Annotated in this window: 19 protein-coding genes; 14 read left to right on the forward strand and 5 right to left on the reverse strand. The window is 48.9% G+C overall.

Annotated features, from left to right (window positions below; translation table 11 throughout):
* Positions 1-1,311 (forward strand): amino-acid N-acetyltransferase, encoded by a 1,311-nt coding sequence (gene argA, locus KJY73_RS11740; protein ID WP_214343938.1) that lies wholly within the window; start codon positions 1-3, stop codon positions 1,309-1,311.
* A 49-nt stretch (positions 1,312-1,360) separates the two neighbouring features.
* On the opposite strand, the gene KJY73_RS11745 is transcribed toward argA, so the two are convergent.
* On the reverse strand, positions 1,361-3,910 hold the full coding sequence (locus KJY73_RS11745; RefSeq protein ID WP_214343939.1) for a penicillin-binding protein 1A: 2,550 nt from the start codon (positions 3,908-3,910) through the stop codon (positions 1,361-1,363).
* Positions 3,911-4,068: 158 nt separating this feature from the next.
* Here KJY73_RS11745 and pilM point away from each other — a divergent pair, with 158 nt between their 5' ends.
* From pilM to KJY73_RS11790, 9 genes are all read left to right on the forward strand, one after another.
* Positions 4,069-5,112 carry a type IV pilus assembly protein PilM gene (pilM, locus tag KJY73_RS11750; RefSeq protein WP_214344620.1) on the forward strand — a complete coding sequence of 348 codons (1,044 nt, stop codon included), beginning with the start codon at positions 4,069-4,071 and terminating at the stop codon, positions 5,110-5,112.
* A complete protein-coding gene (locus KJY73_RS11755) occupies positions 5,100-5,687 on the forward strand; it encodes a PilN domain-containing protein (protein WP_206593437.1) in 588 nt (195 codons plus the stop codon). The genes pilM and KJY73_RS11755 overlap by 13 nt, the downstream gene beginning before the upstream one ends.
* Entirely contained in the window at positions 5,687-6,295 is a 609-nt protein-coding gene (locus KJY73_RS11760) for a type IV pilus inner membrane component PilO (RefSeq protein WP_214343940.1), read from the forward strand. Before KJY73_RS11755 ends, KJY73_RS11760 begins: the two co-directional genes overlap by 1 nt.
* Positions 6,292-6,831, forward strand: coding sequence for a pilus assembly protein PilP (locus tag KJY73_RS11765; RefSeq protein ID WP_214343941.1), 540 nt, complete (start codon positions 6,292-6,294; stop codon positions 6,829-6,831). Before KJY73_RS11760 ends, KJY73_RS11765 begins: the two co-directional genes overlap by 4 nt.
* Positions 6,824-8,584: a type IV pilus secretin PilQ gene (locus KJY73_RS11770; protein ID WP_214343942.1), complete on the forward strand. Its 1,761-nt coding sequence runs from the start codon at positions 6,824-6,826 to the stop codon at positions 8,582-8,584. The genes KJY73_RS11765 and KJY73_RS11770 overlap by 8 nt, the downstream gene beginning before the upstream one ends.
* A gap of 215 nt (positions 8,585-8,799) precedes the next feature.
* Positions 8,800-9,315: a shikimate kinase AroK gene (gene aroK / locus KJY73_RS11775; protein WP_206593441.1), complete on the forward strand. Its 516-nt coding sequence runs from the start codon at positions 8,800-8,802 to the stop codon at positions 9,313-9,315.
* 28 nt (positions 9,316-9,343) lie between these two features.
* Positions 9,344-10,414, forward strand: coding sequence for a 3-dehydroquinate synthase (gene aroB, locus KJY73_RS11780; protein ID WP_214343943.1), 1,071 nt, complete (start codon positions 9,344-9,346; stop codon positions 10,412-10,414).
* Positions 10,415-10,434: 20 nt separating this feature from the next.
* Complete coding sequence (locus tag KJY73_RS11785; protein WP_214343944.1) at positions 10,435-11,838, forward strand: SPOR domain-containing protein; 1,404 nt, start codon at positions 10,435-10,437, stop codon at positions 11,836-11,838.
* Between the two features lie 65 nt (positions 11,839-11,903).
* Positions 11,904-12,770 carry a Dam family site-specific DNA-(adenine-N6)-methyltransferase gene (locus tag KJY73_RS11790; protein WP_214343945.1) on the forward strand — a complete coding sequence of 289 codons (867 nt, stop codon included), beginning with the start codon at positions 11,904-11,906 and terminating at the stop codon, positions 12,768-12,770.
* Here KJY73_RS11790 and KJY73_RS11795 read toward each other — a convergent pair.
* From KJY73_RS11795 to KJY73_RS11805, 3 genes are all read right to left on the reverse strand, one after another.
* Positions 12,711-12,902: a DUF2970 domain-containing protein gene (locus tag KJY73_RS11795; protein WP_206593445.1), complete on the reverse strand. Its 192-nt coding sequence runs from the start codon at positions 12,900-12,902 to the stop codon at positions 12,711-12,713. The two genes, KJY73_RS11790 and KJY73_RS11795, sit on opposite strands and share 60 nt — an antisense overlap.
* Complete coding sequence (locus tag KJY73_RS11800; protein WP_214343946.1) at positions 12,902-13,219, reverse strand: hypothetical protein; 318 nt, start codon at positions 13,217-13,219, stop codon at positions 12,902-12,904. The genes KJY73_RS11795 and KJY73_RS11800 overlap by 1 nt, the downstream gene beginning before the upstream one ends.
* Positions 13,220-13,392: 173 nt before the next feature.
* The gene (locus KJY73_RS11805) at positions 13,393-14,067 is read right to left on the reverse strand and encodes a TorF family putative porin (protein ID WP_206593447.1); all 675 of its coding nucleotides are present in this window, start codon (positions 14,065-14,067) and stop codon (positions 13,393-13,395) included.
* Between the two features lie 276 nt (positions 14,068-14,343).
* Between KJY73_RS11805 and rpe the strand changes: the two genes are divergently transcribed.
* Both rpe and trpS read left to right on the forward strand, forming a co-directional pair.
* The gene (gene rpe, locus KJY73_RS11810) at positions 14,344-15,021 is read left to right on the forward strand and encodes a ribulose-phosphate 3-epimerase (RefSeq protein ID WP_214343947.1); all 678 of its coding nucleotides are present in this window, start codon (positions 14,344-14,346) and stop codon (positions 15,019-15,021) included.
* A gap of 41 nt (positions 15,022-15,062) precedes the next feature.
* A complete protein-coding gene (trpS, locus tag KJY73_RS11815) occupies positions 15,063-16,073 on the forward strand; it encodes a tryptophan--tRNA ligase (protein WP_214343948.1) in 1,011 nt (336 codons plus the stop codon).
* 25 nt (positions 16,074-16,098) lie between these two features.
* Here trpS and KJY73_RS11820 read toward each other — a convergent pair whose 3' ends face one another.
* The gene (locus tag KJY73_RS11820) at positions 16,099-17,634 is read right to left on the reverse strand and encodes an alkaline phosphatase D family protein (RefSeq protein WP_214343949.1); all 1,536 of its coding nucleotides are present in this window, start codon (positions 17,632-17,634) and stop codon (positions 16,099-16,101) included.
* 179 nt (positions 17,635-17,813) lie between these two features.
* On the opposite strand from KJY73_RS11820, the gene KJY73_RS11825 reads away from it, so the two are divergent.
* On the forward strand, positions 17,814-18,410 hold the full coding sequence (locus KJY73_RS11825) for an anthranilate synthase component II (RefSeq protein WP_214344621.1): 597 nt from the start codon (positions 17,814-17,816) through the stop codon (positions 18,408-18,410).
* A 49-nt stretch (positions 18,411-18,459) separates the two neighbouring features.
* Positions 18,460-19,374, forward strand: coding sequence for a GGDEF domain-containing protein (locus KJY73_RS11830; protein WP_214343950.1), 915 nt, complete (start codon positions 18,460-18,462; stop codon positions 19,372-19,374).
* The last annotated feature ends 12 nt before the right edge of the window (positions 19,375-19,386 follow it).

Below are 19,386 nucleotides of genomic sequence, written 5' to 3' on the forward strand. Positions count from 1 at the left end.
GTGGTGCTATCTGAATCTGACAATGTGAAATTGTTTCGTCAATCAGCCCCTTATATCAATTCTCACAGGGGCAAGACCTTTGTGTTGGTATTTGGCGGTGAGGCGGTGGAAGATGCCAATTTTGCCAATATCATCAATGACATTGCCTTGTTGAATAGCCTGGGCGTACGTCTGGTGTTGGTGCATGGGGCTCGACCTCAGATAGACCAGCGTGAGGCGCTGCGTAACCGGCCTTTACGTTTTCACAATGACGTACGAATAACCGACAAAGAGACCATCGAGTCGGTAAAGGATGCGGCTGGGTCGGTACGTTCTCAGGTTGAGGCTTTGCTCACCATGGGGCTGGCTAATTCGCCCATGCATGGTTCACAGATCAGGGTCTGCTCCGGCAACTTGGTTGTCGCGATGCCAATGGGCGTGCGCGAAGGCGTGGACTATGAACTGACCGGGTTGGTGCGTCGCATTGATGTATCTGGTATCAATGACCATCTGAATGATGGTTCCATTGTGTTGCTTGGCCCCATGGGTTACTCCTCTACCGGAGAGGTATTTAACCTTTCTCATGAGGATGTCGCCACCCAAGCGGCCATTCATATGAAGGCCGACAAGCTTATTGTGTTCACTGAGCAAGACGGTTTGCTGGATGAAAATGGCACCTTGATCCGCAATTTGGATCGCAATCGCCTGCAAAAACAGCTAGACCGGCCCCATGATATTCGTACTGCGAATATTCTGTCTGCGGTAGCCGCCAGTCTGGATGCAGGTGTCAGTCGTTGTCATTGTGTCAGCTATCAGCGTGACGGTGCTTTGTTACAGGAGCTGTTTACCCGTGACGGTGTTGGCACCCTGATCTCGCACTACTATTACGAGCAGCTCAGACAAGCCACCATTGATGATGTGGGTGGGATCCTCAAGCTGATTAACCCTTTGGAAGAGAAAGGGGTGTTGGTTAAACGCTCTCGGGAATTGCTGGAAAGTGAGATTGATCGGTTCACCATCATTGAGCGTGACGGCATGATCATCGCGTGTGCGGCTTTGTATCCTTATGCTGATGAGGGTATGGGCGAACTGGCCTGCGTGGTTACCCATCCCGATTATCGCGGTTCAAACCGGGGTGAGCGGATGATGAACGCTATTATTGAGAAAGCCAAAGATCAGGGACTGAACCGCATCTTTGTGCTGACCACAGTCACAGGTCACTGGTTCAGGGAGCAGGGTTTCCTGCCTTCTGGGGTGGAAGAACTGCCCGAGGGCAAGAAACGACTCTACAACTACCAGCGAAACTCTAAAGTGTTAATGTTAGCAATCTAAGTTGCGGGTAAAAAAAACGGGCGTCTGGCGCCCGTTTTTTTGTGGGTGCTTAAAAGATATCTTCGGTTTCAAGCACCGGCGTATCTTGCTCAAATGGATCGATAAACTCCTCTTCGTCTACGTACTGAGTAGGCTCGGTGCCTTTGATAAAGTACTCAAAACGGGAGGTGTGATCAGTTCGCTGAGTCAGCTTTCCACTGGTACGGTCGATGCGCACAGTGACAATACCATCAGGTACTGGTGGGTAGGCTTCCGGCACGCCTTCCAGCGCTTCACGCATAAAACGGATCCAGGCTGGCTGTGCGACTCTGGCACCGTCTTCCGCACCCACCATGGCGTTACCCATCCAGTTAAATTTCTGTGGGTTCTGGTTGATGAGATATTGATTGCGACTGGTACGCCCTAATGAGCGGCTCATGTCATCGAAGCCAACCCAGGCTGTTGCCACCAGGTTGCCACCTAAACCACTGAACCAGGTATCTTTGGAATCGTTAGTGGTACCGGTTTTGCCTGCCAAGTCGTCACGACTCATCAGGTTATTTGCCCGCCAGCCGGTGCCTTGCCAATAGGTCTTTTTAGACCAGTTGCCGCCGCCGCTAATGGCGGTGCTCATCATTTCGCGGGTAAGGAAGGCATTTTCTCTTGAAATAACGGAAGGTGCATATTCTGTTGGGATAACCTTATCCGTCAGAATTTGCTCGTCGACAGCCGAATCTGTTGCTGTCTCCTCGATATAAGGGGATGGCGCTACTGCGGGGTTTGCATGCCATAGCGGCTCACCAAACTCGTTGTCGATTCGCTCAATAATATGAGGTGTTATCAAATAGCCGCCGTTAGCGAAAACAGCAAAGCCAGTGGCCACTTCCATCGGCGTCAGAGAGGCGCTGCCTAACGACAAGGACTCATCACGAGGCAAATCCTGCGGATTAAATCCAAATTTGGCCATATGCTGAATGATGTTATCTATGCCAACACCACGTAACAGACGAACGGAGACGACGTTCTTGGATTTACCCAGGGCTACCCGCATTCGGATAGGGCCATCGTATACTTCCGGCGAGTTCTTTGGTCGCCATACCACGCCCGACTTTCTGTCCCACTGATTGATGGGGGCATCATTCATAATACTGGCCAGGGTAAAGCCATTTTCCAACGCGGCCGAATAAACGAAGGGCTTAATATTTGAGCCTACTTGACGCTTAGCCTGGGTAGCTCGATTAAACTGACTCTGATAGAAACTGTAACCGCCTACAATGGCCTGCACTGCGCCATTGACCGGGTCCAGTGCAACAAAAGCGCCGGTTGCATCTGGAAACTGTGAAAGTTGCCAAATACCGGTTTCATCATTAAATCTTATCCACACCAGGGCACCGGGCGTGACAATGTCTGCGGCTACTTTGGGTTCATCGCCTTGACTGGTGTCGGTCACAAAAGGACGTGCCCAGGCAAGACCTTCCCAATTGATCTCAAGGTACTCACCTTGCTGATTGATAACGCGGATCTGCTGCTCTTCAACCTTAGTGACGATAGCAGGGTGCAATGGCTTAAAGCTGGGTTGGGTTGCCAAAAACTCCAGCATCTGTGGTTCATTCCAAGCCGTTGCCTCGTCATCTTCGCTGGTTTGCCACAATTGCTGAATTGGTCCTCTAAAACCGTGGCGCTCGTCATAGTCATGCAAATTACGAATGGTGGCTTGCTGAGCTAAACGCTGCAATTTTGAACCCACTGTGGCATAGACCTGATAGCCACCGGTTTCGGCCTCTTCTTTTCCGTAACGGGCAACCATCTCGGCATAAATCATGTCAGCCAGGTAGGGCGCATCTAATTCAATTTCAGCGCCATGCTTTTTGGCCTGGATATCTTCGTTGGCGGCTTGTTCGAATTCCTGCCTGTTGATATAGCCTTCATCCAGCATCCTGGCCAGCACCACCCGTCTGCGCTCCTGAGAGCGTCGCGGATTGCTGATTGGATTCAGTGTTGAAGGTGCTTTGAACAACCCGGCAATAGTGGCTAACTGTGCAAGGCTTAGATCACGAATGTCTTTACCAAAATACACTTGTGCAGCAGCGCCGACACCGAATGCCCGGTGTCCCAGCTCTATCTTATTGAGGTAGAGCGCGAGAATTTCGTCTTTTGTCAGCACCTGCTCTATATGCCATGAGATAAAGGCTTCCTTAATCTTACGCATCCAAGCTTTGTCGGGGCTCAAAAAGAAGTTTCTGGCCAATTGCATAGTGATAGTACTGGCCCCCTGACCTTTCTCCCCGGTGATCACCAGGTTAGCGAAAGCACGCATTACCCCAATAGGATCAATTCCTGGGTGTTCGTAAAATCGTGAATCTTCGGTGGCAAGGATGGCCTGGATCAGTCCGTCAGGTATGTTATTTAATTCCAAAGGTATGCGTCGTTTCACTCCGTACTGGGAGATCAACAATCCATCCTGGGAATAAATTTTCATTGGCGTTTGCAGTCGCACATCCTTTAGGATGGCAACACTAGGTAGCTCAGGCTTAATATAAAAGTACAGGGAAATCAAAGAGATAGTTCCCAGTACCGCCGAGCAAAAAATAATCAGAATAAAGAGTTTGAGATACTTCACAAATTTATGTTATCAGAGCATTTCTAAAGAAATGGCTTATATTTTATACCTATGTACCGTTATTAGAACCATTAACTAATTAAAATTAGTGAATAATGGTTTCAGCTAGTTTAACAAAATAGGAAGCCTTCGTGCTTGAGAATCTGTTCAGCAAAAAAATGCCTGCCATGTTGGGATTAGATATTGGCACACGCTCGGTTAAGGGTGTGTTGCTGAACAGTTCCGGTGGACAGGTGCAAGTTATTGCCCATGCTTGCGAGTCAATTGTCGGTAACGCTTTTGTTGACCGCGATATAAAAGACTTCGACGCAGTCAGTAATGCTATTCGTAAAGTGAAGATGGCGCTTAAGACCAAATGTAAGACAGTTGCCTCTGCGGTTTCTGGTGCATCGGTTATTACCAAGGTCGTATATATGGACCCTGATCAAGCCGATCATGAGTTGGAAGCGCAGATTGAGATTGAAGCCGATAGTCTGATTCCTTATCCACTGGATGAGGTTTACGTGGACTTTGAGGAACTGGGCGAGAGTAAAGTGCATTTAGGCAAAGTAGATGTGCTACTTAGCGCCGCGCACAAAGATATGATTGATAGCCGGGTGACATTGTTACGCGAACTTGAGTTTGAACCTAAGGTAATGGATGTTGAAGGATATGCTTTGGGAACCGCCTTGCTGCACTATGGGCCCGAGCAATTGCCAGATGTGCCCCTGTGTTGTGTAAACATTGGTGCCAGTCAATTGCTGCTTACCGTGGTGGAGAATGGCAAGGTGATTTATAGCAAAGAGCATGCCTTTGGAATGGACAGCCTGGTTCGGGATCTGGCGTTAGTGTATGGCATGGATCTAGCTGAAGCCGAAAAGCAACTGATGGATAACACCTTGCCGGATGGCTGGCGTCAACAAAATGGTGCAATGTATCTGGCCAATCTGCAACAGCAAATCAGCCGGGCATTGCAGATGTATGCCTCTTCAACCAGCCGTAAAGCGCCGCAAACATTGTTGATCAGTGGTGGTGGGGCTAATCTGCCAGGTATCGCTGAGGAACTTGAACAAGAGCTTTCAATACAAGTCTCGGTGTTCAACCCCTTCAGTACTATGCAAATAAAAAACAATAAATTGAGCGAGGAGTTGCAGCGTATGGCTCCACAGTTGGCTATTGCAGTAGGTCTGGCGCATAGGAGCTTTACACCGTGGCATTTATAAATTTACTGCCCTGGCGTGAAGCTCAGCGCCAGAAGCATAAAAAAGATTACATAGTGATGTTGGCGATGGTGGCGCTACTGGCGCTGGCTATTTTCTGGGGCATTGGTGCTGTGGTGGATAATATGATTGCTGCCCAGCAAAAGAGAAACGGTTTTCTTGATCAACAAATTGCGTTGTTGGATGCGCAAATTGCCAAGATCAAGGATATCAAGGAACAGAAAAAGCAGGTCGAGCAGCGTATGGCGTTAATTGAGCAGTTGCAAGCCAACCGCAATGCTGCACCTCATGTTATGGATGAATTAGCCAAGATTGTTCCACCTGGTGTGGCTTTCAGAACGTTAAGCCGCAAGGGCAACCGTATGGAAGTGATGGGTATCAGTGAGTCAAATAACCGACTGTCTGAGTTTATGCGCCGGCTGGAATTGTCAAAAGTCTTCACTAATGGTGACTTATCCTCAATCGTTGCCGATACCAGCAAGTCTGATGCGGTAAGTGAGTTTAAATTGACCTTCAACATTAGCCCCAGTGTAGCGCCGGAAATTCTGGCTGCCGGAGCTGGCGAGGGGAAAAAATAATGAAGTTTGATTTCAATAAACTCAAAGAAGTCAATGATCTGGATTTTGAGCAGGTTGCGATTTGGCCGTTTGAAGTAAAGGCACTGGTTGCGTTGATACTGGCAATTTTGGTCAGTGTATTAGGCTACTACTTGTTAGTGAACGACAAGTTACCCGTGTTAGCCAGTGCTGAGCAAAAAGAAGCTGAGCTCAAGCAAACCTATGAGGCTAAATATCGTATTGCAGTGAACTTGCAGGCCTATGAAGATCAACTGGCCAAGATTCAGCAGGACTTCTCCTCAATGCTGAAGTCACTGCCAACCAGTAATGAAACGCCTGGGTTATTGGATGATATTACTTTCGTGGGTACATCGGCAGGCTTGAACTTCAAGCTACTGAACTGGCAGAAAGAAATTCCCAAAGAGTTCTATACAGAGCTGCCGATACAGATGGAAGTCAGTGGTAGCTATCATGAATTTGGGCAGTTCCTTGCTGATGTGGCTGGTTTGCCACGGATCGTGACAGTGCACGATTTCGACCTGAGTCAGGAAGGTGACAGCTTAAAGCTAAGCCTGCAGGCTAAGACCTACAGAACCTCCAGCACCAATGTTCGGGGGGAAGGTAAATGAAGCACTATGTATTGAGCCTGGCTGTACTTGGCACCTTGATGGGTTGTCAGTCGGACACGCAGGACTTGCAGGAATTTGTTGCGCAAGTCAAACAGAACACCCAAATTAGCATTGAGCCTTATCCAACGTTTAGCAAAACACCTGCGTTTAAGTACCAGGTGGCAGATAAACGCAGCCCGTTCCAGCGTCTGTCGGGTATAAGCCCAGATGCAGTGCAAACGGTGAAGGCCAATTGTTTGCAACCTGATTTTAGCCGTGCCAAACATCCGTTGGAGCAGTATGGTACGGACGCGCTGTCGATTAAGGGATTTTTTACCCGACAGCAACAGACCTGGGCGTTGATTCAGGCCAATGACGGTACGTTGCACAAGGCAAAAGCCGGGGACCATCTCGGACTGTTTTTTGGACGTATTACTTCTATCAAGGACGGAAACGTATCCATTATTGAAATGCTGCCCGATGGCACCGGATGCTGGCAGGAAAAGCAGGCCACGCTAACAGTGTCACAAGCGGCAGGAGAACAGAAGAATGTCTGAGCGGTTTATATTCAACAAGAAACTCAATAAACGTAACCGGCTGCTACCTTATATGCTGGTGGTTCTGGCAAGCCTGGTGGGAGTTAAGTCCCAGCTGGCACAGGCACAGGATGTCGAGCTGGTTGATCCGCAGGCAAGTGTTACCCTGCCTCACACCATGACTGCGCTGGATTTCAGCCGTAATCAGAATGGTGGCGCGCGAATTCAGATGCAATTCAATGATGAAGAGTTCAGTGCCGCCCTTGCAAAGAGTAAAGACGGCCTGGAACTGATGCTGCCCGACACTCAACTGGGAGACGACTTATTATATAAGTTAGATGTCACTGAGTTTGGTACCCCAGTGCAATGGCTGGAAACCTTTCAACAGGACAAAGGCAGTCGGGTTGTGTTTGCCATGCAAGGCGATATGCAGTTCCGCCATCAGAAAAGTGGCAGCGTGCTGGTGGTCGAGGTAGACACACCAGTGAAAGCTGCAGCTGCTGAGATGCAGACTGATGCCAACTATAGCGGTGCACCTATTTCACTTGATTTTCAGGATGTACCGGTACGCCAGGTTCTGCAGGTTATTGCTCAGATCAACGGCTTCAACCTGGTGACGACTGATACTGTGACGGGGAACGTCACTATTAACCTGACTAATGTGCCTTGGGATCAGGCGCTGGGCATGATTTTAAAGATCAAAGGCCTGGATAAGCGTATGGAAGGCAATATTCTGCTGGTTGCGCCAGCCGAGGAACTGGCCTCTCGTGAAACTCAGCGTTTGCAGTCACAACAGCAAGTTGCGGACTTGGCACCACTCAAATCCGAGACCATTCAGATTAACTATGCCAAAGCGGCCGAAATGGCCACTATTCTCAAATCCGGTGAGGGGGGCATTCTCAGTGCTCGCGGTACTGTAAACGTGGATAACCGCACCAACTCTCTACTGATCAGAGACAGTCAGGAATATGTTGAAGAAGCCAAAGCCATGGTGAAGCAACTAGACATTCCAATTAAGCAGGTTTTGATTGAGTCTCGCATGGTGACTGTGCGTGATAACGTGGATGAGCAATTGGGGGTTCGTTGGGGCTTTAGTGATCAGCAAGACACTGATGGTGTGTCAGGCTCTCTGGAAGGCGCTCAGACCATTGCCGGTGGCGTGATTCCGGACTTAGCTAATCGCCTGAATGTGAACTTGCCTGTTGCGGGTACATCTGCAGGACGCATTGGTTTCCACATTGCCAAGCTGGCAGATGGCACCATACTAGATCTCGAATTGTCTGCGCTGGAACAGGAAAATAAAGGCGAGATTATTGCCAGTCCACGCATTACTGTGGCTAACCAGCACGAAGCTTATATTGAGCAAGGTACTGAGATTCCTTATGTGCAGGCTACCTCAAGCGGTGCAACTTCCGTTGAGTTTAAGAAAGCTGTGTTGAGCCTCAAAGTGACACCACATATCACGCCGGATAATCGCATTATTCTGGATTTGGTGGTCACTCAGGATACCCGTGGTGATACGGTACAAACTTCCACAGGGCCCGCGGTGGCTATCGATACGCAGGAGATTTCAACCCAGGTATTGGTTGAAAATGGTGAAACTGTAGTGTTGGGAGGAATTTTCCAGCAGAACCTGATTAAAGCCGTAAGCCAGGTACCTTTGCTGGGTGACCTACCCTTGGTTGGTAACCTGTTTAAAAATTCCCGCGATTTCAACGAAAAACGTGAGTTACTTATCTTCGTAACGCCACGTATCATGACCAATCAGTTGTAAGTTTATGCGGGAAGGCTTGCCTTCCCGCCCCTTCCTTTTAACCCGCCATGTTTTCCGATATTTTGCAGACTTAATTCATCGGCTTAAGGTAGATGGATTAAAAGGTCATCAAAACTTGCATAACTAGCGGCTTAGCTGAGATAATCCCGCCCCTGAAATTCGACCGGGGGTTGAGTTTATCCATTTTCAATTTTAGTTGTGTGACATAAACAGAGATGGCCGAAAAACGTAATATCTTTCTAGTTGGACCTATGGGCGCCGGTAAGAGCACCATTGGTAAACACCTTGCAGATGAACTTCACTTGGAATTCTTCGATTCAGATCAGGAAATTGAGCGTCGTACTGGTGCCGATATTGCCTGGGTATTTGATATCGAAGGTGAAGAAGGTTTCCGTCAACGTGAAGAAGACGTCATTAATGATCTGACTGAAAAACAGGGCATTGTACTGGCAACAGGCGGTGGCTCAGTGATCAGCAAGAATGTCCGCAACAGGCTGGCAGCCAGAGGTATCGTAGTGTACCTGCAGACAACGATCGACAAACAGGTTGCCCGTACGCAGCGTGATAAGCGCCGCCCGCTGCTGCAAAATAACGATCCTGAGCTGGTGCTGCGCAGTCTGGCAGAACAACGTAATCCGCTGTATGAAGAGGTGGCAGATTATGTTGTACAGACAGACGACCAGAGCGCGCGCTCGGTCGCAACGCAAATTATCGAGAAAATCGGGCTCTAATTTCCTACATTTCTGCGAGGCTACGCTCATGAACCAATTGAATGTTGAACTGGGTGAGCGTAGCTACCCCATCTATATCGATGCGAATCTACTGCGTCAGCCCAATGTACTCCGCCAGCATTTGAAGACCACCAAAGTGGTGGTCATTACCAATCAGGTAGTCGAAGTACTGCACGGCGCTTTGATGCGCGAATTGCTCGAAGGCTTGCAGGTTGAAACCATTGTGTTACCTGACGGAGAGCAGTACAAGTCACTGCAAAGTTTCGAATCCGTAATCAGTCGCCTGCTTGAAATTCAGGCTGCCCGTGATACCACCTTGATTGCTTTCGGTGGCGGGGTAATTGGAGACCTGACCGGTTTTGTTGCTGCTTGTTATCAACGTGGTATCCCATTTATTCAAGTTCCTACGACTTTGCTGTCTCAGGTTGACTCTTCTGTTGGTGGAAAGACCGCAGTAAATCATCCGCTGGGCAAGAATATGATAGGTGCTTTCTATCAGCCGCAAGCGGTGCTTATCGACACCATGACCTTATGCAGTTTGCCCAAGCGAGAGTTCGCTGCCGGCATGGCTGAAGTGATTAAGTATGGTGTGATCTATGATGCGGACTTTTTTGCCTGGCTTGAAGATAATCAGCAAGGTCTGAAGACTAAGCAACAGACCTTGCTGCAGCAGGTGATCAGTCGCTGTTGTGAGATTAAAGCTGAAATTGTCGCCAAGGACGAGCGCGAAAGTGGCCTTCGTGCGCTGTTAAATCTCGGCCATACCTTTGGGCATGCTATCGAGGCGGAACAGGGATATGGTAACTGGTTACATGGTGAAGCTGTTGCAGCAGGCATTGTTCTTGCTTCTGTGGTTGCACAGCACAAAAACTGGTTGTCCGCGTCAGATGTTTGTCGCATTCGGGATCTGCTAGTGGCCTTTGATTTGCCTGTCAGTGCGCCTGACAATATGGGTTATGACATCTTTATGCGTCATATGCGGCATGACAAAAAGGTTCAGGCAAACCGTATTCGTTTTGTCATTCCAACCAGTATCGGTAGTGCTGTGGTAACTGATGATATTGATGACGGGCTGCTTAAACAGGTGTTGGACGCCTAGCCCATGTTGGGAACCGCTTTGTGCAAAGAGCTTTTGTTGATTTACATAAACGATTGTCGCATCTGACCAGTTTTACATCTGGTCTTATCTTTGTTGCCGGTGAAGGTGCGGGGCATCAACAAGCCTTTGCCGGTGAGTTTCTCGCCAATCAGGATGATGAGTTCAATCTGGCTTATATTAAAGCCAGTGAAGGCAAAGACATCGCGTACTTTCGACAGGCTTTGGTCAACCAACTAATGGGCAATATCAGCCTTGACCCTCGTCGCCCACTGCCCCAAACACTGCAGAAGTTACTGGATAAAGACCCACAGCCTATGATGATCTGCATCAGTGCTGCCGATTTGTTGCCAGATGAATTGGTCAGGGAACTATGGCATGTGGTGCAGCAACTACATGAGCAGCGCTTCTGCGTAATTTTGTTTGGCAGTCGACACTGGACGGAACGCGTGAAACCCTCACTGTCAGGATCTGTCTTGCCTATTCAGGTCAATTACGATTTCACCGAACAAGATGCGTTGTCCGGTACCGAACTGGAGCGCATGATCGCGCAAAAGCGTCAGGCATTTAATGCCCGACTGGCAGCCAGGCAGGTGCAGGTTGAGCCTGTCAATGCGAAGCGGCCAGTCATTCTGCTTCGTCTGCTTGTTCTAATAACTTTTGCCATCTGTTTCAGCAGCGTGCTGGGCTGGTTCTATAAAGCTGAACTTATGGCGTATTGGGCACAAATTGACGAGCCAAATACTAAGGTTCTGGCGGTACAGTCTGAGCCTGAAACTCTAGCCCCTACCCCCGAAATCTTGGCTGCGCAGGAGCCACAAGCAGCAGTGATTGAAACCAGTGCCACTGCTGTAGATGAGAACAACATGAACAGTGAGTTACCCTTATCTGATTCAGCGACATCAGATGAGTTGGTGGCTGACTGGCAAAGCCAAGCCGATAAGATACAGCCGCCTTCGGTCCCCGTGGCAGTTGAGGTAAAGCCAGAAGAAAATACTGCTGATACAACAGTTAATGATGCGTTAGCTGGTGAGAGCATTGCGCTGCCTTCGGATACGGAGGAATCTTTGCCCGCCGCGGAAGACGAACAAGAAGAAAGTCCTGTCAGCATGACTTATCCCTGGAACGAAGCTGATGTATTGGCATTGGCAGCTAACCGCTTTGTTTTGCAATTGTCAGCGGCCAGTGACGCTTCGCTATTGAGTAATTTCATTCAAGCGAATCAACTCGAAGCTACTACCTGGCGATATGAGACGCGACGTTATGGCGGTTCCTGGTATGTATTACTGAGTAATCAGTCTTTTGATAGCCTGGAGCAGGCTCGCGCCTATGCCTCTTCCTTGTCTGCCTCAGTTCAGGCAGAAAATCCCTTTGCGAAAACAGTAAGGCAAGTGCAGGAAGAAATTCAGTTACTTGGCACGCAATAAATTTAATCCAATTGAACCGCGCTTTCAGTTACAATCCAGCCTTTGTGTAGCAGCGTTCGGCTCGAATGGATAATAAGAAGTGTCGCGCCTTTTTGAAGTGGGCAGGCGGCAAATACGCTTTGGTCAATGAGATTCGCAGTCGTTTGCCCACCGGGCAGCGATTGATTGAGCCTTTTGTCGGGGCGGGTTCAGTGTTTCTTAATACCCAGTACTCAGACTACCTGCTGAACGATATCAATCCGGATTTAATCAATCTGTATACTGAGCTACAGCTCAGGCCTGACCAATATATAATTGATGCAAAAGGCTTTTTTGCCCCAGAATTTAATCAGGCTGAAACCTACTATCGCTTGCGCGACGAGTTCAATCAGAGCTCAGATCCTTATCATCGCTCGCTACTGTTTTTGTACCTGAATCGTCATGGCTACAACGGTCTTTGCCGCTACAACCTTTCCGGAAAGTTTAATGTACCTTTTGGACGCTATAAGCAGCCGTATTTTCCCGAAGCTGAGCTGAATTATTTTGCCGAGAAAGCGCAGTATGCCACGTTCACCTGTTTACCCTTTAGTGAGGTATTTGCCATGGCAGGTGAGGGTGATGTGATTTACTGCGATCCGCCCTATGCGCCAATTAGCAAGACGTCCAATTTTACCAGTTACGCCACCAATGGCTTTTCCATGGATGAGCAGAAGCAGCTTGCGGTGCAGGCGAGACTGATAGTGAAAAGTGCCAATATTCCGGTACTCATTAGCAATCACGATACCGAGCAGACTCGCGAGATTTACCAAGGCGCTAATTTATCTGAATTGAAGGTTGGACGTTATATCAGTCAGAAAGGGCACAAGCGTAAAAAAGTGGATGAGCTATTGGCGCTATTTCACCAGCCAGTTAACCAGAAACACCAAACCTACGACAAAGATCGTCACAAATAGAACACCAACAATCAGGTAGGGTAGTACCGACGCGCTGTTTTCAAAGTCCTGCTGACGATTTTTAGCACTCTGCACACCAAATGCGCTCGCCAGCACACTTTTTAGTATCTGACTCCAGCCTGGACTACTCATTAACTACTGGCGCGCTGTTCACTGGTGGGTTCAACTTGTCTGGAGAGCAATTCAAGCAAGTCGAGGAAATGAAACTGTACGGATTGATTACCGCCTTTCAACCAAGATAACCAACTCACCCCTTGTTTAGAACCTGTAGCACAGCGGTTCTGAGGATGGCTCAATGGCAAGCTGCTATCCAGCTCGACACCTGTATCGCAGTTGCAATAATTATATTGTTGGCTATTTTCTTGAGCGGCAGGCACCACAGCAACAACCGTCAGAGATAAAGCTATCCCCGCGGCGGCTGAATACATCGTCCTGATTTTACTGGTCATGATAAATCCAAATCTATCTGCTTCCCGACATTATACGTCAGTTGAAAGTTTGAACAACCAGCCTAACCGCACAAAGCAGTGTATTTGTCGCATTTTTGAACAGATTTAAGGCAGGCAATTTGCCTTAAATTAGTTCTGAGGCCAGGTGGTTTACCTGGCCTTTGACCATGTTCTTAAAAACTGGTTCCCCAGCTGACAACAAACTTGGTGTCGTCATCGCCGGATTCTTCATCCGCTTTTGATATGCTGAAGGTAAAATCCCCCTTGCTTAAATCTAACTGCACATGGCCATAGTCCTTGTCTCCGTGCACCGATTCATCGATATCAAAACTGTAGTATCCATAGGTCAGGCCAAGCGCGTAATCTTGAGGTAGTGCGAAGCTGTAACTGACATGGTAGTAAAGGTCGCCTTTACCAAAAGGCGCATCGTCATCAGCATCGCTGTTAAGTGTATATGCGACGCCAAAACCCAAATCGCCAAAAGATCCATTCAGATAAACTTCACCGAAATTGGAATCGTCGTATTCTTCTTCGGGGTAGGCGTAGTAGATATAGCCCACATCATAGCCAAAGTCGCCAGCCTCGCCGCTGTAACCGGCGTACCAGTCGGTTTCAACGCCATTACCATTACCCCAGTCAATGGAGCCTAGCCAGGTGCCCGCATAGAAGCCGCTTTCATGGCTGTAATCTATGCCGCCTGACACGGATGCACCATCGGCACTTTGTGTAACGCCACGCCACAGGTAATTGCTGGTCACGCCGATATTGGCAGAGACTTCAGCGAAGCTGGCTTGGCTGAACATTGACAGGCCGAATAAGGCCAGAGGCAGTGTGTTGCGTATTTTCATGTGTGTTCTCCGTTATTTATTAGCGTGCTGGTGAAGAACTGAGCAAACATGATGCCCGCCCTGTGAAAAATATTGGTTAATTCGTTGTTCGTAACGCAACTTATTGTTATTTAGGGGATAAAACTTGTTACTTGGCCTGAGGTGTGCGGGGGCGGCTTTCCTCATTCCCGCCGAGTTGATGGTTTTTTGCACCAATAAGGTGCGGTAGGACACTGGTGGTGCAAGCGGGCAAGTTTTTTTGTATCTTAAGGGCTCAAAAAATTCTCCGGATATGTCATGCAGCCTTACTTGATTGCCCCCTCTATATTGTCAGCAGACCTTGCCCGTTTAGGTGAAGAGGTGGAAAAGGTGCTGGCCGCCGGTGCCGATGTGGTGCACTTCGATGTGATGGATAACCACTATGTGCCCAATCTGACCTTTGGTCCTATGATCTGCAGTGCGCTGCGCAATTGTGGGGTGCAAGCCGATATTGATGTACACCTAATGGTACAACCCGTAGACGATCTGATAAGCATGTTTGCGGACGCAGGTGCCAGCATGATTAGCTTTCATCCAGAGGCCTCTTTGCATGTGGATCGTAGCGTTCAACTCATTCATCAAGCTGGTTGCAAAGCGGGCCTGGTATTGAATCCGGCCACGCCATTACACTATCTGGATCACATGATGGATAAACTTGATTATGTGTTGCTGATGTCGGTGAATCCAGGTTTTGGCGGGCAAGCCTTCATTCCCTCTACCCTTGATAAATTACGTTTGGTTAAAGAGCAGATAAAGGCATCAGGCAGAGAAATCCGCCTCGAAATTGACGGCGGCGTAAAAGTCGATAATATTCGCGCCATCGCTGAAGCGGGCGCGGATATGTTTGTGGCAGGCTCTGCCATCTTCAATCAGCCTGATTATGCCAGTGTCATAGATGCCATGCGTCAGGAACTGGCTAAAGCCAACATAAAGTAACGCTGTGCATTGCAGCTCCCAACACACCAGGAAATTCTGTTATGAGTAAACCCATAGTACTTAGCGGCTGCCAGCCGTCCGGACAACTGACCATTGGCAACTACATGGGTGCACTCAAGCAGTGGGTTGGCATGCAGCAGGACTATGACTGTCTGTATATGTTGGTGAATTTGCATGCCATCACAGTACGTCAGGATCCCCTGGCACTGCGTAATGCCACCTTGGATGGTCTGGCGTTGTATCTGGCCTGCGGTATCGACCCTAACCAGAGTACCTTGTTTATTCAGTCCCAGGTACCAGAGCATGCTCAGTTAGCCTGGGTATTGAACTGTTATACCCAAATGGGTGAGCTGAATCGTATGACCCAGTTCAAGGACAAATCAGCCAAGAACGTTACCAATATCAATGCTGGGCTGTTTACCTACCCGACCTTGATGGCCGCCGATATTTTGATTTATCAAGCTGATCAGGTGCCGGTAGGTGATGATCAGAAGCAACATCTGGAATTGGCCCGGGATGTGGCTATTCGTTTTAATAATCAACATGGCGATACTTTTGTTGTGCCTGAGCCATATATTCCGAAATTTGGCGCGCGCATCATGAGTTTGCAGGATCCCACCAAGAAAATGTCCAAGTCAGACGACAACCCCAATAACTTTGTCGGCTTGCTGGAAGATCCCAAGAAAGTGGCCAAGAAGATTAAGAAAGCCGTAACAGACTCTGATGAGCAGGCGCGCATTTACTTCGATCCCAAAGAAAAAGCCGGTGTTTCAAACCTGCTGACCTTATTAAGCGGTGCATCTGGTCGCTCTATTGAGGAATTGGTGCCTGAGTATGAAGGGAAAATGTACGGGCATCTGAAGACTGACGTAGCGGATGCGGTAGTTGCTCTGCTTGAACCTATTCAACAGCGTTTCCACCAGTTGCGTGATGATCAGGCTGAGCTTGACCGCATTATGTTGGAAGGTGCCGAGAAAGCCAGTGCCAGAGCAGCGAAAACCCTGGCGGCTGTATATGATAAAGTGGGCTTTATTCCGCGACCCAGCCGATAATCAGCATGAAGTTTGTCGGCGGCCATCAGGCCGGCGACAAACTGGTTTCCCACAGTAGTTTCCCATCACGGTTAAAATGGCTCACCGTCAGCGTGCCGTCTTCCCCGTTAATCTGCATCTGACCAAAGAACTGGTAGCCCTGTGAGGGTTCTGCCCCTGGCTGAAGATCTTCAGGAATACCTTTAAATACCAGTTGTGGGCCGAAGGTGTTATCAAACGCATTGGGGCCGAAAGTACCGGCATGCAAAGGACCACTGACAAACTCCCAGAATGGCCTGAAGTCTTTAAACTGGGCCTTGTCCGGATCGTAATAATGGGATGCGCAGTAGTGTACATCGGCGGTAATAAAGTGCACATTCTGAATATCACCCTGGCGTATATGGCTGAGTAGTCCTGCCATCTCAAGCTCCCTGCCCAAGGGCGGGCCGTCAATGTTAGCCATGTTCTCGGCAATTTCTGTTCCCCAATCGGTGACCTTCAAGCCAATTGGCATATCGGCGGCGATAATTTTCCAGGTCGCCGTTGATGCGGACAGATTCTGTTTTAGCCAATTCAGTTGTTTTTCGCCGAGAAAAGCCGTTTGTGGGCCTTGCTTTGTCTGCCGATTGAGGTTGTTGGCGGCCCGATAGCTGCGCATATCCAACATAAACAAATCCAAGTGAGGACCGTAGCTGACCTTGCGATAAATCTGTCGCTCGTCCTGGCTGTTTAGCCGGATGGGGTTACATTCCATCATGGCGCGGCGGGCGTATTCTGACAGCAACGAGATACTTTTCTGCTTATAGCGTTTGTCATCAAGGATTTCACCGGGGTACCAGTTGTTGCGTACTTCGTGGTCATCCCACTGCTGGAAAGTGGCAACCTGACGGTGAAAGACTGAAACATGTTCATCCAGGTAGTTATAGTAATAGCGCTCCCTGAATTCCTGCAGGGTCTCGGCCACTTTACTGACCCCTTCGGTTTGCAGATTTGTCCATTGGCTACCATCGGCCAGGCTCTTGGTGGCCTCGATGGGATTATCGGCGTATATCAGATCACCGCAGTGAACAAAGAAATCCGGCTGCTGGCGCAAAATGGCGGCATAAGTCTGCATGCCGCCGCGATGGGTGTCGATACCAAAGCCCTGTCCGGCGGTATCACCTGACCAGCAAAAACGTACATCACGTTTATCCATGGGGGCGGTTTTAAATTGCCCTTGCCAGACGTCGCTGACTGCTCCCGGCTTTTCCAGACTGTCAAAGCTTACCCGGTAGTACCAGGTGCGGCCTGGCAGCAGGCCGTTCAGTAAGGTCTTGGCATTAAAATCATTGGGTGCCAAAGCCGCGCTGCCAACGAATTTAGTCAGGGTTGAGAAGCTCTCATCAGCGCTTACCTCAACTTGCATCAAGGCTGGTCGGTCGGTACGGCCCCAGATTACGGCGCCGTCATAGCTTACGTCACCGGCGCTGATGCCAGTAAGTAGCCTGGGGCGCTGTGGATCGGCTGACAGTGCAAATATTAAGGGGCTGGCAGAAAGCCCTGTGGTCAAAATACCTAGTTTTATAAAGTCCCGTCTTTGCACGTTATTTACCTGATATATATAGCTTTACGCTGATTCTAACCTGAAATCGTGGCAATACTGTTACCAGCGCTTTCCAGTTTCGGCTGATGGGGCAAAGTATGTGTTGAATAGCGTGGGTTCTGTTCCGGGGCGAGTTTCGTTATTATCCGTGCCCGGTTTTATTCCTGCCAATGGCTGATATGCTGCTGCTGATTGATAACTACGATTCCTTTACTCATAACCTGGCTCGTTACTTTTCTGAGCTGGGTCAGCAGGTTATGGTAGTTCGTAATGATCAGATTGATATAACCGGAATAGAGCAACTAGCGCCGGATTATCTGGTGATATCACCTGGACCTTGTACGCCCAACGAGGCGGGGATCAGCTTACAGGCCATTAAGCATTTTTCCGGACGAATTCCCATGCTGGGAGTTTGCCTTGGTCACCAGGCTATAGGTCAGGTGTTTGGTGCCAAGGTAGTAAGAGCCAGCCAAGTTATGCATGGTAAAACCTCAGCGGTGGAACATACAGATTCTGTTCTGTTTAGTGATATCGACAGCCCTTTTGTCGCTACCCGATATCACTCGTTGGTGCTCGATTGGTCAAGTATTCCTGCCGAATTTAACGTCACTGCCTGGGTCGAAGAGTGGGATGGGCAACGCACGGCAATGGCGATTGAACATAAGACGCTGCCCTTACATGGCGTGCAGTTTCATCCTGAATCGGTTCTGACAGAAGCAGGTCATTGTATTTTGGCGAATTTTTTGCGTACTTATGACAAAAAACGCACAAAATAGTCCATTATTAGAGCATTGTTTTATACAGGAAAAACCATAGAGCCGACTCATGCAGCTGCGTTCAAGCTCCAATTTACGCCTGTTCATTCAGTCTTCCAGTAGACCGGGAAGCCCTTATTTTCTGGTGGCCAGTGCGTGGTTGTTGCTGAATCTATTGGTGTCTGTCGGTGTGAGTCTGTGGATAATGAAGCAGGCTCAGCCCATGCAGGATGCCGACTGGTTGGGTGCAAGTCTGGCTTTCGCTTCTGTGTTCGCCGTTGCTTTTATGTACTTGCTGGTTAGCTTAATACTGCTAAAGCCTCACATTAAGTCTAATGTGCTGGTGGGATTGTTGCTTTTGCAACAGTCGCGCTATTTGGATGGTTTGGAACAGGTGTTGTTGCTGAACGGCGATGGGTTGGGTTTGGCTGAAGACCTACTTTTTTTGCTTGGCGCCATCGTTTTGGCGATCGGTGTAACCTTATGGGTTATTTTGACTTATCGTCAGGCCACTCTGGATAAACTGACCCGGGTACATAATCGCCGCTATTTCGAAAAGGCGTTGCAGCAGCATTTGCAATCAAAGCGTCAGGAAGCCTTAGATAGCTGCTTGCTGGTACTGGATTTGGACAATTTTAAGCACATCAATGATGGCTTTGGCCACACCATGGGGGATTTGGTGCTGAGACGTCTTGGCGATGTGCTCAGACAATGTGCCCGAAGAGAAGATGTAATCTGTCGCAGCGGCGGAGAGGAATTTGAAATTCTTTTGGTCAGAGCCTCCGCAGAGGCCGGGACTAAGGTCGCACAGCGCATCATGCAGCAAATAGCAGCCGCAACGCCTGACGGACTGCCGACCCTCACTGCAAGCATGGGAATAACTATGGTGTTGCCAGAAGACGATGTGGACAGTCTTAGGCGTCGCGCCGATAAAGCCATGTACATGGCCAAAGGACAGGGTAAGGCGCGGGTAGTTGAACTTTAGATTTAGCTCAAC

Source organism: Bowmanella yangjiangensis (assembly GCF_018531185.1).
Lineage (GTDB): Bacteria > Pseudomonadota > Gammaproteobacteria > Enterobacterales > Alteromonadaceae > Bowmanella > Bowmanella yangjiangensis.